At 63.3% G+C, this 13,831-nt stretch carries 12 protein-coding genes; 5 read left to right on the forward strand and 7 right to left on the reverse strand.

Features of this window, described 5'->3' with window-relative positions; translation table 11 throughout:
* Window positions 1-109 precede the first annotated feature (109 nt).
* Entirely contained in the window at window positions 110-1,030 is a 921-nt protein-coding gene (locus E2583_RS09770) for a stomatin-like protein (RefSeq protein ID WP_291595270.1), read from the reverse strand.
* A gap of 90 nt (window positions 1,031-1,120) precedes the next feature.
* Window positions 1,121-1,546, reverse strand: coding sequence for an NfeD family protein (locus E2583_RS09775; protein WP_291595272.1), 426 nt, complete (start codon window positions 1,544-1,546; stop codon window positions 1,121-1,123).
* Between the two features lie 139 nt (window positions 1,547-1,685).
* Here E2583_RS09775 and E2583_RS09780 point away from each other — a divergent pair, with 139 nt between their 5' ends.
* Together E2583_RS09780 and E2583_RS09785 are read left to right on the forward strand one after the other, a co-directional pair.
* Window positions 1,686-4,181, forward strand: a complete 2,496-nt coding sequence (locus E2583_RS09780; protein WP_291595275.1) for an arginine/lysine/ornithine decarboxylase — start codon at window positions 1,686-1,688, stop codon at window positions 4,179-4,181.
* A gap of 88 nt (window positions 4,182-4,269) precedes the next feature.
* A complete protein-coding gene (locus tag E2583_RS09785; RefSeq protein ID WP_291595277.1) occupies window positions 4,270-4,713 on the forward strand; it encodes a VanZ family protein in 444 nt (147 codons plus the stop codon).
* 91 nt (window positions 4,714-4,804) lie between these two features.
* Here E2583_RS09785 and E2583_RS09790 read toward each other — a convergent pair whose 3' ends face one another.
* From E2583_RS09790 to E2583_RS09800, 3 genes are all read right to left on the reverse strand, one after another.
* The gene (locus E2583_RS09790) at window positions 4,805-5,767 is read right to left on the reverse strand and encodes a tripartite tricarboxylate transporter substrate binding protein (protein ID WP_291595342.1); all 963 of its coding nucleotides are present in this window, start codon (window positions 5,765-5,767) and stop codon (window positions 4,805-4,807) included.
* Between the two features lie 153 nt (window positions 5,768-5,920).
* The gene (locus E2583_RS09795) at window positions 5,921-7,138 is read right to left on the reverse strand and encodes a CaiB/BaiF CoA-transferase family protein (RefSeq protein WP_291595278.1); all 1,218 of its coding nucleotides are present in this window, start codon (window positions 7,136-7,138) and stop codon (window positions 5,921-5,923) included.
* A gap of 46 nt (window positions 7,139-7,184) precedes the next feature.
* Window positions 7,185-8,120, reverse strand: a complete 936-nt coding sequence (locus tag E2583_RS09800; protein WP_291595280.1) for a hydroxymethylglutaryl-CoA lyase — start codon at window positions 8,118-8,120, stop codon at window positions 7,185-7,187.
* Window positions 8,121-8,262: 142 nt separating this feature from the next.
* Here E2583_RS09800 and E2583_RS09805 point away from each other — a divergent pair, with 142 nt between their 5' ends.
* Window positions 8,263-8,991 carry an IclR family transcriptional regulator gene (locus tag E2583_RS09805; protein WP_291595282.1) on the forward strand — a complete coding sequence of 243 codons (729 nt, stop codon included), beginning with the start codon at window positions 8,263-8,265 and terminating at the stop codon, window positions 8,989-8,991.
* Window positions 8,992-9,299: 308 nt separating this feature from the next.
* On the opposite strand, the gene E2583_RS09810 is transcribed toward E2583_RS09805, so the two are convergent.
* The gene (locus E2583_RS09810; protein WP_291595284.1) at window positions 9,300-9,821 is read right to left on the reverse strand and encodes a superoxide dismutase family protein; all 522 of its coding nucleotides are present in this window, start codon (window positions 9,819-9,821) and stop codon (window positions 9,300-9,302) included.
* Window positions 9,822-9,995: 174 nt separating this feature from the next.
* Window positions 9,996-10,796 (reverse strand): enoyl-ACP reductase FabI, encoded by an 801-nt coding sequence (gene fabI, locus E2583_RS09815; RefSeq protein WP_291595286.1) that lies wholly within the window; start codon window positions 10,794-10,796, stop codon window positions 9,996-9,998.
* 120 nt (window positions 10,797-10,916) lie between these two features.
* Between fabI and E2583_RS09820 the strand changes: the two genes are divergently transcribed.
* Window positions 10,917-12,770: an extracellular solute-binding protein gene (locus E2583_RS09820; RefSeq protein WP_291595288.1), complete on the forward strand. Its 1,854-nt coding sequence runs from the start codon at window positions 10,917-10,919 to the stop codon at window positions 12,768-12,770.
* 12 nt (window positions 12,771-12,782) lie between these two features.
* Window positions 12,783-13,811: a microcin C ABC transporter permease YejB gene (locus tag E2583_RS09825; RefSeq protein ID WP_291595290.1), complete on the forward strand. Its 1,029-nt coding sequence runs from the start codon at window positions 12,783-12,785 to the stop codon at window positions 13,809-13,811.
* Window positions 13,812-13,831 lie beyond the last annotated feature (20 nt).

A 13,831-nucleotide genomic window follows, 5' to 3' on the forward strand; every position in this document is an offset into this window, starting at 1 on the left:
CCACTCATCCACCGCTCCGTGTGATGAAGCCGCTATTCTAACCAGAAATTTCGACCTCAAAATGAAAGTGCAGAAAGTTCTTTTCTGCACGGCGCATGAAGCGCGGCGCTCAGGCGCTCTTGCCCACCTGCACCATTTTCATGGCGGAGGCAATCAGGCCGGAGACCTCCGTCATGTTCGCAGGGATGACCAGGGTGGTGTTGGCGTCCGCCGCCACCTTGCTGTAGGCGTCCACCGCACTCTCGGCCACCTTGAGCTGAACCGCCTGCTCGCCGCCGGGCTGGCGAATGGCCGTGGCCACACGCTCCAGCGCCTGCCCCGTGGCTTCTGCCACGGTGGTGATGGCAGCTGCCTCACCCTGGGCCTTGTTGATGGCAGCCTGCTTTTCGCCTTCGGAGCGGGCAATGAAGGCCTCACGCTCGCCGGTGGCGATGTTGATCTGTTCCTGACGGCGGCCTTCGGAGGCGGCGATCAGGGCCCGCTTCTCGCGTTCGGCCGTGATCTGGGCCTGCATGGCGCGCAGAATCTCTGCGGGCGGCGTCAGATCCTTGATCTCGTAGCGCAGCACCTTCACGCCCCAGTTCAGCGCGGCCTCGTCGATGGCATTGACGACCTGGGCGTTGATCATGTCGCGTTCCTCAAAGGTCTTGTCCAGCTCCAGCTTGCCGATCACGCTGCGCAGCGAGGTCTGGGCGAGCTGGGTGACGGCCATGATGTAGTTGGACGAGCCGTAGCTGGCGCGCATGGGGTCGGTGACCTGGAAGTAGAGAATGCCGTCCACGGTCAGCTGGGTGTTGTCGCGCGTGATGCAGACCTGGCTGGGCACGTCCAGGGGAATTTCCTTGAGGCTGTGCTTGTAGGCGATGCGGTCCACGAAAGGGATCAGAAAGTTCAGGCCGGGCGTGAGCGTTCCCGCATATTTGCCCAGACGCTCCTTGACCCATGCGTGCTGCTGGGGAACCACCTTGATCGAGCGCACGATGAAGATGACGGCAATGATGGCGATGGCGAGGGGGACTGCGTAATCCATATTGTCTCCAGCCCTTGTGGGGCGTTGGTGTGAAGAAAGAGTGAGAGGTTTTCCAGGGCCCAGCATAACCATGCCGGGGCCGGTGGATGATCAGATCTTGTCGACCAGAAGGCGGTTGCCGATGACTTCGGCCACGCGATGAGTGCCGGGAATGGGCAGGGCGCCCTGGCGTCCCATGACGGTCCAGGTGGCACCGCGATAGCGGACCTGGGCCGTGCCGTCGGCATTCCACTGCTCCACGACCACGGTTTCGCCCACATCCATGTTGACATCGCGATTGCTGGAGGCGGGCTGTCTGCGCGGGCTGCGCTTGCGCAGCAGGTAGCAGGCGAGGACGGCGCCGGAGCCGAGCGCGGCCGCCGCGACGATCTGGCTGCTGCTGCCTGTGCCGAAGTGGGCGCAAAGCGCTCCGGCCATGGCGCCGAGCGCCAGCATGAGGAGATAGAAAGTACCGGTCAACAGTTCGGCAATGACCAGCAAACCTGCAAGCAACCACCACGCGGTGGAGTGATCCATATCTGAGCTCCTGTTAATGCCTGTATTTAGTGCACCACATTCTGGGTTAAATACAGCCTGTTTCAAAGCCGCAATAAGGATATTCCTTACACTTCGCGGCTGTTTCGTTTTTTAGGCCTGATTGGTACGGAGGCTGTTCATGAAGTTTCGCTTTCCCATCGTCATCATCGACGAGGACTATCGTTCCGAGAACACCTCGGGACTGGGCATCCGCGCCCTGGCTCAAGCCATTGAAGAAGAGGGCTTTGAAGTCCTGGGCGTGACCAGCTATGGCGATCTGTCGCAGTTCGCCCAGCAGCAAAGCCGGGCCAGCGCCTTTATTTTGTCGATCGACGACGAGGAATTCCAGCTCGGCGGCGACAAGGACCCCATCATTCACAGCCTGCGCGACTTCATCGGTGAAGTGCGCCGCAAGAATGAGGAGGTGCCCATCTATATCTACGGCGAGACCAAGACCAGCCGTCACCTGCCCAACGACATTCTGCGTGAGCTGCATGGCTTCATCCACATGTTCGAGGATACGCCCGAGTTCGTGGCCAAGCACATCATCCGCGAAGCCAAGAGCTATCTGGAAAGCGTCCAGCCCCCGTTCTTCAAGGCGCTGCTCGACTACGCCGAAGACGGCTCCTACAGCTGGCACTGCCCCGGTCACTCGGGTGGCGTGGCCTTTCTCAAGAGTCCCGTCGGCCAGATGTACCACCAGTTCTACGGTGAAAACATGCTGCGCGCCGACGTTTGCAATGCCGTGGAGGAGCTGGGCCAGCTGCTGGACCACAACGGCGCCATCGGCGAGTCCGAGCGCAATGCGGCACGCATCTTCAATGCCGATCACTGCTACTTTGTGACCAATGGCACCTCGACTTCCAACAAGATCGTCTGGCACCACACCGTGGCCCCGGGCGATGTGGTGGTGGTGGACCGCAACTGCCACAAGTCCATCCTGCACTCCATCATCATGACCGGCGCGATTCCGGTGTTTCTCAAGCCCACGCGCAATCACTTCGGCATCATCGGCCCGATTCCGCAAAGCGAGTTCAGCGTGGAGTCGATCCAGGCCAAGATTGCCGCCAACCCGCTGCTCAAGGGTGTGGATGCCAAGGCGGTCAAGCCGCGCGTGCTGACCCTGACGCAGTCCACCTACGACGGCGTGCTCTACAACACGGAAACCATCAAGAGCATGCTGGACGGCTATGTGGCCAATCTGCATTTCGATGAAGCCTGGCTGCCCCATGCGGCCTTCCACCCCTTCTATGGCAGCTATCACGCCATGGGCAAGAAGCGCAAGCGCCCGGTGCACTCGGTGGTCTATGCCACCCAGTCCATCCACAAGCTGCTGGCCGGCATCAGTCAGGCCTCTCATGTCCTGGTGCAGGACAGCCAGACGGAGAAGCTGGATCACCCGCTGTTCAACGAGGCGTACCTGATGCACACCTCGACCAGTCCCCAGTACAGCATCATTGCCAGCTGCGACGTGGCTGCCGCCATGATGGAGCCCCCCGGCGGCACGGCTCTGGTGGAGGAGTCGATTGTCGAGGCGCTGGACTTCCGGCGCGCCATGCGCAAGGTGGAAGACGAGTTCGGCGACGACGACTGGTGGTTCGAGGTCTGGGGTCCTGAAGCCTTGGCCGAGGAGGGCGTGGGCACGGCCCAGGACTGGATCATCCGCGGCACCGATGCATCGACCAAGACCCGCTCCAAAAAGAACGGCAAGGAGTTCGACAACTGGCACGGTTTTGGCGATCTGGCCGACGGCTTCAACATGCTGGACCCGATCAAGTCCACCATCGTCACGCCCGGGCTGGATCTGGACGGCGACTTTGCCGACACCGGCATTCCTGCGTCCATCGTCACCAAATACCTGGCCGAGCACGGCGTGGTGGTCGAGAAGACCGGCCTGTATTCCTTCTTCATCATGTTCACCATCGGTATCACCAAGGGCCGCTGGAACACCATGCTGACGGCGCTGCAGCAGTTCAAGGACGACTACGACCGCAACCAGCCGCTGGCGCGCATCCTGCCCGAGTTCTGTCAGCAGCACCGCCGCTACGAGCGCATGGGCCTCAAGGACCTGTGCCAGCACGTGCACGAGCTGTATGCCAAGTACGACATTGCCCGCCTGACGACCGAGATGTATCTGTCGGATCTCAAGCCTGCGATGAAGCCCTCGGATGCCTATGCGCATATCGCGCAGCGCAAGACCGAGCGTGTGGAAATCGACCACCTGGTCGGCCGCACCACCGTGGGCCTGGTCACGCCGTACCCCCCCGGAATTCCGCTGCTGATCCCTGGTGAAGTCTTCAACAAGAAGATCGTGGACTACCTGGTGTTCGCGCGTGAGTTCGCCAAGGAGTGCCCGGGCTTCGAGACCGATATCCACGGCCTGGTGGAACTGGAAGACGAAAACGGCGAGATCCGCTACTACGCGGACTGCGTGGCCGAGGAAAGCGTCAAGCCTGTGGCAGTGAAGAAGACGGTTGCGTTGAAGAAGCCTGCTGCCAAGAAGACGGCTGCGGCGCGCGGAGCCACGACAGGCGCCAAGGCGCCTGCCAAAAAGGCGGCAACAAAGGCGGCTGCCAAGTCTGCTGCGAAGCCTGCAGCGAAGGCTGCGGCCAAAACGGCAAGAAAGGCTGCATAAGCCTTGGCTTGTGCAAGGCCGGGGCGATCCCGGCTTTTTGCCCATCAGCCCGGAGTGCCTGCACTTCGGGCTTTTTCATATCCCTGCCATGCCTTCATTCCTGCAACCGGCCGGCGCCGTGCCTCTGTGGAGACTGTTGGCTGCAGCCAGCCTGGGCTGGGCCTTGTTCATGCTCTGGGGCTGCCTCAATGAGACCGGCAGCAGCGGCGGGATGATTCTCGGGCTGTTCCCGTTTCTGCGTGGCGTCGAGCACACGGACAAGCTGGTGCATGCCGGCCTGCATGCGGTGCTGGCGGGTTTGCTCTGCTGCGCGGGGCTGGCGCGTGCGCATGCTACGGGATTGCGCTGGACCGCCGGGAAAGCCCTGGCCGTGGTGCTGGTCTGTGCCGGCTATGGCGGTGCGATCGAGCTGCTGCAGGCCGGCTTCTCCACCACGCGGTCAGGCGAGTGGCTCGATGCGCTGGCCAATGCCGCAGGCGCGAGCCTGGCCGTGCTGTTCATTCAGCGGCTGCGCCGCATGCAGCATAAATAGTAGCTGCTTGCGCCTGCACTGAGTTGTGTATAGGCATGAAGCTATTCGAGGCACAGGTGGTGATTGCGCAAGCCGCTCCTGCGTTTGATGGCTATTCCAGAGTAATCTTCGCGTCGCGGATCAGCGCGGCCCAGCTGGCCTGCTCCTTCTGCAGATAGGCCTGGGCATCCTGAAGACTGCCGCCCATGGGCGTACTGCCTTCGGACTGCAGCTGCCTGAGCACGGCAGGGTCCTGCAAGCCGGTGTTCACTGCGGCGTTGATCTTCTGCGCCAGCGCTGCAGGCGTGTTTCTGGGGGCCACGATCAGCTTCCAGTCCACGGCTTCGAAGCCGGGAAATCCGGACTCTGCCACGGTAGGAACCTGGGGCAGGATGGCAAGACGCTTGGCCGAGGTCACGGCCAGTGCGCGCAGGCGCTGGCCCTTGATCATGGGGTAGACCGCCTGGGGTGTGCCGAACATATAGTGGGTCTGCTTGCCCAGCAGATCGGTCACGGCCGGCGCGGCGCCCTTGTAAGGCACGTTGAGCACATCGATCTTGGCCTTGAAGGACAGCATTTCCCCTGCGAGATGGCCGACGGTGCCCGTGGAAGCCAGGCCTTGCTTGATGGCGCCGGGCTGGGCCTTGGCTGCGGCGATCAGATCCTGCAGCGATTTCCAGGGCGAATCGGTGGGCACGACCAGCACCACGGGCTGCGAGGCCACCAGCGCCACGGGAAGCAGATCGGTCTTGGCGTTGAACGGCATGCTGGGCAGCAGCGAGGGATTGATGGCCAGATTGGCGGTCTGTCCCATGCCGAAGGTATAGCCGTCGGCCGGTGCCTTGGCGACGGCATCCAGTCCGATATTCCCGCCTGCGCCGGGCTTGTTGTCCACCACGATGACCCAGCGGTTCGCGGTCGCCATGCGCTCGCTGATCTGGCGCGTCACCGTGTCGGTGCCGCCGCCAGGCGTGAAGGGCACGACCATGCGGATGGACTTGGAGGGCCATTCGCCGGGCTGGGCCGCAGCACTGCCTGCGGCAAGCGTCATGGCCGTCAGCGCGCATGCTGCCATCGTCAGGCGGCGGTTCGGGTGTCGGTAGGAAGGGCTGTGTGGCATGGTTTTGTCTCCTGAAATCTGGAAGTTGGGGTAAAGAATCCCGCAGGGCGCGCCTGGGCGTCCTGTTCTGGGGGCGTGTGGTGCGCAGCGATGGCCGCGCAGGGCCGCTCAGTCGGACTGGCCCTGTGCCAGTGCCTGGGCCTGATCCTGGCTATAGCCCAGCGCCGTCAGAATCTCCAGGCTGTGCTCGCCGAGCCTGGGCGGCGAGAGGCGCACCTGCAGATGCTTGCCGTCCAGGGTCAGCGGCAGCAGCACGGTCTTGCTGTCGCGGCCGTCGGGCAAGGTGATGGGGGCCAGCGCGCCGGTGGCGTTGAGGTGCGGGTCCTCGAGCAGGTCGTGCGGACGGGCGATGGGCGCGAACGGCAGGCCCTTGTCCTCGAAGATCTGGGCAATATGCGTGGCGCTATAGCCGGCCATGGTTTCGCGCAGCAGCGGCATCAGCCAGCTGCGGGCCTGCACGCGGTCGTTGTTGCTGCCAAGGCGCGGATCGTCGCGCAGCTGGGCCAGGCCGAAGGCATCGCAGAACTCGCGCCATGCGCCATCGCTGACCACGGCCAGAAAGATCTGCTCGCCGCCCTGAACTTCGAACACGTCGTAGATGGCCCAGGCCGAAATGCGCGCGGGCATCGGGGCTGCGGGCTTGCCGGTCACTGCGTACTGCATCATGTGCTGGGCGATCAGAAACACATTGTTCTCGAACAGTGCGCTTTGCACTTCCTGGCCCTTGCCCGTTTTCTCGCGCTGCGCCAGGGCTGCCATGGCACCCATGGCACCGAACATGCCGCCCATGATGTCGTTGACACTGGTGCCCGCGCGCAGCGGGTCGCCGGGGCGTCCTGTCATATAGGCCAGGCCGCCCATCATCTGCACCACCTCGTCCAGGGCCGTGCGGTGCTCGTAGGGGCCGGGCAGAAACCCTTTGTGGCTCACGTAGATGAGGCGTGGAAACTGCTGCTTGAGACTTTCATAGTCCAGACCGAGCTTGGCCATGGTGCCCGGCTTGAAGTTCTCGGTCACTACATCGGCCGTGGCGATCAGCCGCAGCGCCGCTTCCTGGCCCTCGGGGGTCTGCAGATCCAGCGTCAGGCTTTTCTTGTTGCGGTTGAACAGCGGGAAAAAGCCCGATCCCGAGCCCAGCAGCTTGCGTGTGGCATCTCCGTTGCGGCCGTGACCCACAGGCTCGACCTTGATGACTTCTGCGCCCAGATCGGCCAGCATCAGGCCGCAGCTCGGGCCCATGACCATATGGGTGAATTCCACCACGCGGATGCCGGCATAGGGCAGGGGGGGGGTGCCGGTGACGGCGGATTCGGTTGAGGAGTACATATTCATCTCTTCTTGTTTTCGGCCGCGGTTGCAGGCCGCTGCGTGATCAGTAACGGTGAGGCACAAAGCCCTTGGGCAGGCCTGCGGGTGGCAGCATGCCGTAAAGCGCTTCGCCCGGCAGGCCGGCGGCCAGCGTTTCTCGCGCTGCAAGCAATCGCTCAATGTCAATGCCGGTGCGCAGTCCCATGGCTTCGAACATGAAGACCAGGTCTTCGGTCACCACATTGCCCGAGGCACCGGGGGCATAGGGGCAGCCGCCCAGTCCGGCCTGGGAGGCATCGAAAGTGCGCACGCCCGCCTCATAGGCGGCCAGGCAGTTGGCCAGGCCGAGTCCTCGGGTGTTGTGCATGTGTGCGGCGCCGGCCCGGTCGCCGAGTTCGCTGCGCAGGCGCGTGAACAGGCGCTTGACCTGGGCCGGGTTGGCCATGCCCGTGGTGTCCGACAGCCCCGATTCGTCGGCGCCGGCGGCCACGCAGGCTGCAGCCAGAGCGATCACCTCGTCCTCGGGCACCAGGCCCTGCAAGGTGCAGCCGAAAGCGGTGGAGATTCCTGCCTCGATATGTACGCCGGGGGCGATCTCGTTGCGCAGCCTGGCGATGCTGCGCACCTCCTCCACCATCTGTTCAGGCGTCTTGCGGACATTGGCCATGGAGTGCGCAGGGCTGGCCGATACCGGCATGGTGATCTTGTGCGCGCCGGCGCGCATGGCGGCTTCGGCCCCCTTGAGGTTGGGCACCAGGGCCATGACGGTGACGCCGGGGTGGGTGACAGCGTGGCGCACGACTTCGGCGGCATCGGCCATCTGCGGCAGCAGCTTGGGCGAGACAAAGGAGCCGACTTCGATTTCCTGCACGCCCGCTGCCACCAGGGCGTCGATCCAGGTGCATTTATCGGCCGTGCTCATGGTGGCAGAGACAGACTGGAGACCGTCGCGGGGGCCGACTTCACTGATCAGGAGATCGAAGCGTTGGGGGTATGACATGGGTGCCTCACTTGTATTTCGGGCTTGCATCGCTGCTTGCGCGGTGTTTTAATGTTGTTCTATTAGATAGAACACTATTCTTTCTATTGAAATACTGCCTTGTGTCCTGATGCCCTGTCAAGCCGAGGGGCAGGAGTTTTTGATGCCGCGTAAACCCCTGAATGAATCCATTGCCGACGAGAATGCTGCGCCTGGCGGTGTTGCCGCTGTGGACCGTGCCCTGAGCGTGCTGAGCGCATTCCAGGATGGCGATGCCGCGCTGAGCCTGGCCGAGCTGGCCGAACGCACGCGTCTTTACAAAAGTACGGTGCTGAGGCTGCTGGCCTCGCTGGAGCATGGAGGCTGGGTGCAGCGCCAGGATGATGGGCGCTATGGGGTGGGGGCGGCCGTGGCCAGGCTGCACGCGGTTTACGAGCAGAGCTTTTCGCTGGACAAGCTGGTCATGCCGGTGCTGCGCGCACTGGTCCAGGCCACGGGCGAGAGCGCGGCCTACCATGTGCGCCAGGGGCGCGAACGCCTGTGTCTGTACCGTGTGGATTCGCCGCATCCGGTGCGCGACCATGCGCGCACCGGCGATCTGCTGCCCCTGGACAAAGGCGCTGGCGGGCGCGTGCTGGTCGCTTTCGATCCGGAACTGGGCGACTGGATGAAGAAAAATCGCAGCCACTATGCGCGTGTACGGGCCGATGGCTACGAAGCCCTGGTGGGTGACAGGCACAGCGAGATTGCCGGCATTTCGGCCCCGGTTTTCCGCCGCAGCGGCGAGCTGGCCGCAGCCTTGACGCTGACCATGCCTGCGCATCGCTATGACGAGCGCTATGTCAAAAACGTGTTGCAGGCCGCGCGTGATCTGGGGGCGCAACTGCCATAGATTCGGGCGCTGCGGGCTTGCAACGCATGGCCGGCGCTTGCGGGCTGCGAAAGAGCCTGAGTCACGGGCCTGAGGGCCCTGGCCGAAAACCTGTTCTGCGGGCCAGAGGGCGCGGGCTTCTGCACTCGTGCGCCGTCAGCCCGGAGCCCGGCCAGTCCGGTGCACACCGCGCCGCAGTCGCGATCCTCCGTTCGCCACGGCTGGCGAACTGGTGGCTGCTGCGCAGGCGTGCACGCCGTCCTGCCTTCCGCAAGGCCCATGTAAAAAGCCGCTGCAGCGAGCAGCGGCCCGGGTCATGGGGCAGGGTCTCAGTCGCGGCTGATGACGGCGCAGGCGATGCGTGCGCCAGCATTGCCCGTGGGCTGGGTGGTGTAGTCGTCGGGCTGGGCATGGACGATGACGGCCCGGCCTATGACATTGCCAGGGCCGGCCAGCAAGGTGATGTCTGCCGACTGCACATTGACGGTAGCCACGCCGTTGGAGTCGGCCTTCAGGCTGGGCAGATCCCCCATGTGGTGCTGGGTCGAGTCATATTTTCCATGCGGATTGCCCAGCGGATTGAAGTGGCCGGCAGCGGCATTGCCGTTGTCGCCGCAGTCGCCCTTGTCGTGAATGTGGAAGCCGTGCTCCGAATTCGGCTGGAGGCCGTGAATCACGGCATTGATCACGACCTGCTGGCCCGTCTTCTGGGTGAATTTCACATCGCCGCCGACCTTGCTGCCCGACGTGGCCTGCAATCTGGCGATGGCCTGAGCGGGCTGGGGTTCGGGCGTGCTGCAGGCCGTCAGTGCAGCGGTGGATGCGGCCAGGATGAGAAAACGATATGGCATGCAAGCTCCTCTTGAATATTCGTCAGAACCATGGAGAAAACACTGTGAACCATAGCGTCAGTGCTCTACTGTGCTTGTAGGGCAAGGGCCAAGATGTCGGTGCCCGGCGCCAGAAAGGCAAAACCCCGCAGGCCTTCGAGGCCTGCGGGGCTGGTCTCCTCAGGAGCGATGGGCTCAGACCTGATCGGCCGACAGGCCGGCGGTCTGGCTGAAGCCGCCATCCACATAGGTGATCTCGGCGGTCACGCCGGAGGCCAGGTCGGACAGCAGGAAGGCTGCAACATTGCCCACGTCTTCAATCGTCACATTGCGGCGCAGGGGCGCGGCATCGGCCACGCGGCCCAGCAGCTTGCCGAAGTCCTTGATGCCCGAGGCTGCCAGCGTCTTGATGGGGCCGGCGGAGATGCCGTTGGCGCGGATGGCGCGGCCGTCGGCGGTGCGGCCCACGGCTTCGGCCAGGTAGCGCACGGAAGCCTCCAGCGATGCCTTGGCCAGACCCATGGTGTTGTAGTTGGGGATGGAGCGCAGAGCGCCCAGGTAGGAGAGGGTCAGCAGCGAGGACTTGTCGTTCAGGTAGGGCAGGGCTGCCTTGGCCATCGCTGGGAAGCTGTAGGCGCTGATGTCGTGGGCGATCTTGAAGGATTCGCGGCTCAGGCCGTCGAGGAAGTTGCCGGCAATGGCTTCGCGGGGGGCAAAACCGATGGAGTGCACAAAACCGTCGAACTTGCCCCAGGCATCGCCCAGGCCCTTGAACATGGCTTCGATCTGCGCGTCGTCGGCCACGTCGCAGTCGAACACCAGGCTCGAGTTGAATTCGGAAGCGAACTCGGTGATGCGATCCTTGAAGCGCTCGCCCACGTAGCTGAAAGCCAGTTCTGCGCCTTGCTCGTGGCAGGCCTTGGCGATGCCGTAGGCGATGGAACGGTTGGACAGAACGCCCGTGATCAGCAGCTTTTTACCGGCGAGAAAACCCATTGTTGTTCTCCAAAGAAAAATGAAAGAGGCGATGACGGCATCTGTGGCAGACGCGCCATCTTTGAAAACGTATCCGCTCGAACTGGGTGCGAACCAGTCGGGGTAGTGCAGAATTGTCGCATGCGCCATTGGATGATTTGCTCAGCCCTGATTGTCAGCACCCAAGTTGCCACACCTGTCCTGGCGGCACATGGCTATGCGCTCTGGGGTCAACCCAGGTACGCGGCCGACTTCAAGCACTTTGACTATGTGAACCCCGCAGCGCCCAAGGGGGGCGAACTGCGCATGGTCAGCAATCTGCGCTATTCGACCTTCGACAAGTACAACCCTTTCACCATCAAGGGTTCGCCCCCCGCCTATCTGGCGGACATGCTGTTCGAGACTCTGCTGACCGCCAGTCTGGACGAGACGGCCACGGGCTACGGTCTGCTGGCCGAGGATGTGGAGGTGGCACCCGACGGCCTGTCCGCGACCTTCAGGCTGCGCAAGCAGGCGCGCTTTCACAACGGCAAGCCCGTGCTTGCCCAGGATGTGAAGCACAGCTTCGAGACACTGCTGAGCAAGTATGTCTCGCCCGGCTACAAGACGCTGTTTGCCGAGGTGGCCGGCTGTGACGTGATCGCCGAGCGCACGGTGCGCTTTCGTTTCAGGAAACCCAATCGAGACCTGCCGCTGACCGTGGGCACCCTGCTGCCGGTGTTCAGCCGCGACTGGGGACTGGGTGCGGATGGCAAGCCGAAGGCTTTCGATCAGGTGGTGATGGACACGCCCATTGGCAGCGGGCCCTACAAGATCGGTCCGGTCAAGTTCGGCAAGGACATCAGCTATGTCCGCGATCCGGACTACTGGGGGGCGGCCTTGCCGGTGCGTGTCGGTCTGGCCAATTTCGACCGCGTCACCATCAAGATCTACAAGGACGGCACGGCGCGACTGGAGGCGCTCAAGGCCGGCGAGTTCGACCTCATGCGCATCAATAGTGCAGGGGACTGGGCCAGGCGTCTGACGGGCAGGCGCTTCGAGTCGGGCGAGCTGGTCAAGGGGCAGTTCGAGAACAAGCTGCCTTCGGGCTTTCAGAGCTTTTTCCTGAATATCCGGCGCGAGCAGCTCAAGGATGTGCGCGTGCGCGAGGCGCTGGGTCTGGCCTACGACTACGAGTGGATGAACCGCCAGATGTTCTATGGCGCCTACCAGCGTGTGCACGGGCTGTTCGGCAACACGGCGTGCGAGACCCGGGGCGAGCCCGGCGAGGCGGAGCTGGCCCTGCTTGCTCCCTACAGGAGCAGTCTGCCGCCGGCCACGCTGGGGCCCATGGCCCAGCCGCCGCGCACCGATACAGGCGAGGGCCTGCGCGGCAATCTGCGCCGCGCGCAGAAGCTGCTGGCCGATGCCGGCTGGACGGTCCGGGATGGCGCCTTGCGCAATGTCAGGGGCGAGCCCATGGTGCTCGAATACCTGGACAGCAGCGAAAGCGGCGTCAAGATCGTCAGCAGCTGGATGCGCAATCTGGAAAAGCTGGGTATCACGCTCAAGGTGCGCAGCGTGGACTATGCGCTGTATCAGCAGCGCATGGACAAATACGATTTCGACATCGTGACGCTGAACGTTCCCGGCACGCACAACCCGGGTCAGGAATATGCCGAGCTGTTCGGCAGCGCCGCCGCCGATGTGGAGGGGGCCTCCAACTATGTCGGTCTCAAGAGTCCGGCCGTGGATGCCATCATCGCCCAGATGGCTGCGGCCAAGTCCGAGCAGCAGTTGCTGCCTGCCTGCCACGCGCTGGAGCGCATCATCGTGCATGGCCACTACCTGATTCCCCAGTATTACTCGGGCACGCACCGCATGGTCTATGACGCCTGGAGGCTGGCGCTGCCGGGGCAGATTCCGGCCTACTCGCCGGGCGAGCTATGGGCTGTCTATGCATGGTGGTCAAGACAGTCGCCGCAGGCCGCCGCCCGGGCCCCAACCAAGCCATGATCTGAGGCCGCCATGTTTGCCTATATTCTCAAACGCATTTTGCTGATGATCCCCACGCTGCTGGGCGTGCTGCTGCTGACCTTTGTCGTCATCCAGTTCGTGCCGGGCGGCCCGGTGGAGCAGTACCTGGCCGAGGCCAAGGCTGGTGCGGGGCAGGGGGCCGAGGGCGCTTCCATGAGCTATCGCGGGGGGCAGGGGGTGGATCCCCGGCGCCTGGAGGAGATCAAGGCGCTGTATGGCTTTGACAAGCCGCCCGCCGAACGCTTCGTGCAGATGCTGGGGCAGTTTGCGCGCTTTGATCTGGGCACCAGCTTTTTCCAGAACAAAAGCGTCTGGGCGCTGGTCAGGGAGAAGCTGCCGGTGTCCATCAGCCTGGGCCTGTGGACGTTCCTCATCAGCTACCTGGTGGCAGTGCCCCTGGGCGTGGCCAAGGCCGTGCGGGCGGGCTCGCGCTTCGATCTGGCAACCACGATTCTGATTCTCGTCGGCTATGCCATCCCGGGTTTTGTGCTGGGTGTGGCGCTGCTGGTCATCTTCGGCGGGCAGTTGCAGTGGTTTCCGCTGCGCGGGCTGACATCGGCCAACTTCGACGAGCTCAGCGCCATGGGCAAGGTGGCGGACTACCTGTGGCATATCGCGCTGCCCGTGACCGCCATGGTGGCAGGCAGCTTCGCCGTGACGTCCATGCTGACCAAGAACTCGTTTCTCGAAGAGATCCGCAAGCAGTATGTGCTGACGGCACGTGCCAAGGGGTTGTCAGAGCGCCAGGTGCTCTACAAGCATGTATTTCGCAATGCGCTGATCCCCATCGTCACGGGATTCCCGTCGGCCTTCATCGGTGCCTTCTTCGCCGGGGCGCTGCTGATCGAGACCCTGTTCTCGCTCGACGGTCTGGGTCTGCTCAGCTATGAGAGCGTGATTCGCCGCGATTTTCCGGTGGTGCTGGGCACGTTGTATCTTTTCACGCTGATCGGACTGGTGACCAAGCTCATCAGCGATCTTTGCTATGTCTGGGTAGACCCCCGGGTCAAGTTTGATTGAGTCATGCAGATAAAGCCTCA

Origin of the sequence: Comamonas sp., from assembly GCF_009360615.1 — a bacterium.
Lineage (GTDB): Bacteria > Pseudomonadota > Gammaproteobacteria > Burkholderiales > Burkholderiaceae_C > Comamonas.

What these genes read in the sequence shown, in the direction of transcription:
- E2583_RS09785 (WP_291595277.1), top strand. Translation starts at nt 4,270, where the DNA reads ATGCCTTCATTCCTGCAACCGGCCGGCGCCGTGCCTCTGTGGAGACTG.
- E2583_RS09800 (WP_291595280.1), bottom strand. Translation starts at nt 8,120, where the DNA reads ATGTCATACCCCCAACGCTTCGATCTCCTGATCAGTGAAGTCGGCCCC.
- E2583_RS09820 (WP_291595288.1), top strand. Translation starts at nt 10,917, where the DNA reads ATGCGCCATTGGATGATTTGCTCAGCCCTGATTGTCAGCACCCAAGTT.
- E2583_RS09795 (WP_291595278.1), bottom strand. Translation starts at nt 7,138, where the DNA reads ATGTACTCCTCAACCGAATCCGCCGTCACCGGCACCCCCCCCCTGCCC.
- E2583_RS09825 (WP_291595290.1), top strand. Translation starts at nt 12,783, where the DNA reads ATGTTTGCCTATATTCTCAAACGCATTTTGCTGATGATCCCCACGCTG.
- E2583_RS09770 (WP_291595270.1), bottom strand. Translation starts at nt 1,030, where the DNA reads ATGGATTACGCAGTCCCCCTCGCCATCGCCATCATTGCCGTCATCTTC.
- fabI (WP_291595286.1), bottom strand. Translation starts at nt 10,796, where the DNA reads ATGGGTTTTCTCGCCGGTAAAAAGCTGCTGATCACGGGCGTTCTGTCC.
- E2583_RS09810 (WP_291595284.1), bottom strand. Translation starts at nt 9,821, where the DNA reads ATGCCATATCGTTTTCTCATCCTGGCCGCATCCACCGCTGCACTGACG.
- E2583_RS09775 (WP_291595272.1), bottom strand. Translation starts at nt 1,546, where the DNA reads ATGGATCACTCCACCGCGTGGTGGTTGCTTGCAGGTTTGCTGGTCATT.
- E2583_RS09790 (WP_291595342.1), bottom strand. Translation starts at nt 5,767, where the DNA reads ATGGCAGCATGCGCGCTGACGGCCATGACGCTTGCCGCAGGCAGTGCT.
- E2583_RS09805 (WP_291595282.1), top strand. Translation starts at nt 8,263, where the DNA reads ATGCCGCGTAAACCCCTGAATGAATCCATTGCCGACGAGAATGCTGCG.
- E2583_RS09780 (WP_291595275.1), top strand. Translation starts at nt 1,686, where the DNA reads ATGAAGTTTCGCTTTCCCATCGTCATCATCGACGAGGACTATCGTTCC.